The 489-nt window shown below is 33.7% G+C and carries 1 protein-coding gene; it reads right to left on the reverse strand.

Features of this window, described 5'->3' with window-relative positions; genetic code table 11:
- Nucleotides 1–278: 278 nt before the first annotated feature.
- The coding region (locus BZ25_RS10155; RefSeq protein ID WP_158584904.1) for a hypothetical protein at nucleotides 279–489 on the reverse strand (211 nt) is incomplete at its 5' end.

Raw genomic sequence — 489 nt, forward strand, 5'->3', positions numbered from 1 at the left:
GTATCGATTCTACCCAAATTAGCGATAATCTTTTGTTTATTCTTACCGTTTTCACGGTAACTTTCTACTATTCTTAAGTATTCTTTCCCTTGATTGTTTTTTACGGTTCTAACATACATCCAAATCATCTCCCAACTTCATAATGTCTTTAATATTATACCACAGAAATATTATGAAGTCAAGAGAATAATATAATTAAAAGAGAAAAAAGTGTCACTACATCACTTCCGTTCGGTTTACTGAAAAATCGTCTCTCAACTGTCAAACTCAGGAGAAAATTAGTTCACACTTACACCGTAGAAGGTATACCAAAGCATATCAGCTTCAAGAGTAGGATTTTCTGGATCACTTATGTCTAGTATTACAAAACCATTCTCACTATCTGCCACATAAGCGTAATTATCTTTTACATAAACACCAAATGCATCACCTGCTGTGTCGTAATGAACTACTTCTTTTGGTTCTGTTGGATCGCTTACGTCTATTATC

The sequence above is a fragment of the Petrotoga sp. Shatin.DS.tank11.9.2.9.3 genome, from assembly GCF_003665005.1.
GTDB classification, from domain to species: Bacteria; Thermotogota; Thermotogae; order Petrotogales; family Petrotogaceae; genus Petrotoga; species Petrotoga mobilis.